A 1,135-nucleotide genomic window follows, 5' to 3' on the forward strand; every position below is an offset into this window, starting at 1 on the left:
ACCAGTATCGCCGAAACCTCATTAGACAGCGTAGTCATATCCGCCAGTACGCCGGTGACGCCCTCCGGCTTGACCATGTACGGCAGTACCAGACTGCCATTTTTTACCGCGCTATCAACGCTTGCCAGTGTATCCGCGACGGGCTGCGCCGCCGCTTTAATGTCCGCAAGGGTTTTGGCCTGTGCGATAGACACCGCAAGCTGTGAGACATTCACCAGTATCAGGCTCAGCACATCAGCCAAAACGCCCTCCCGCGAACGGGTATCCGCTATCGTCTCAATCTGCTGACGTACCAACATTCGCATCCGCACCGCGTCCTGAGACTCCAGCCCCCGGCTGGTAACAACATAACCGCCGCTGCGATCAGAGTGCGGCATCATTTCTTTATTGCTTAACGTATTCATTTTTACACCTTTATTGTGTTCTGATGGCTTCGCCGAGGCCGAGATTAAACAGTTGCGGACAACGATGGTCAGGGTTCCATCTGCCCGGGATGATCTGCGGTAAGGCAAGATAAAGTACATCTCCCATCGCAGGATTACCCGCTACCCCAATATCCACATGGCTGTAGTTCCCGGCAGCATTACCACTGAATAAGTGATGAGTATGTTGGTGCCAACGGCCTTTAACCTCGTTGTGGCACCAAGACCAGTCAGCGCCACCGATAATCTTGTAATACAGCACAAAACTCATAAAACAGCCGGTCGGAATATGCTGGCTTGGAATATGGAAAGCGTAAGGGCCAAATCCGTCGATAGTCTTTTTGATGGTGACTTTCATAATATTGAATGCACCGTGAAAATGGAGCCTATCCATTCCCATGTACTGCAATAATTCACGCACAATCGGCGCACGGGTTTCCGGCGCTACCCCAGAAGTGACGGGGATCATTTCAATGTCGAACTTATCCCAGAAATGACCGCCGGCATGTAATCCCATACCCACCGGCAACTGTTGCGGCGGTATTCCGGCCAAATCGTTCAGGGCGGCGTTTTTATTAACGGCCAAGGCTGAATGCTCGTGTACCTGCACATACTGGTCATGAGGGTTAGCGCTGCGAACGTGATCGGATAATGCCGTTACCGCTGCATTGGCGGCGGCCTTAACTGCTCTGGGCGTCGCCGCCTCGGTTTCA

The 1,135-nt window shown here is 52.7% G+C and carries 1 protein-coding gene and 1 pseudogene; both read right to left on the bottom strand.

Annotated features, from left to right (window positions below; genetic code table 11):
* Nucleotides 1–404 (bottom strand): hypothetical protein (locus tag DBA33_RS20295; protein ID WP_162975264.1); only part of this gene is annotated, 404 nt, incomplete at its 3' end.
* Nucleotides 405–414: 10 nt separating this feature from the next.
* Nucleotides 415–1,135: pseudogene (locus DBA33_RS20300) on the bottom strand (hypothetical protein); the annotation flags it as partial.

It is taken from the genome of Yersinia sp. IP36721, assembly GCF_003634395.1.
Taxonomy (GTDB): domain Bacteria; phylum Pseudomonadota; class Gammaproteobacteria; order Enterobacterales; family Enterobacteriaceae; genus Yersinia; species Yersinia entomophaga.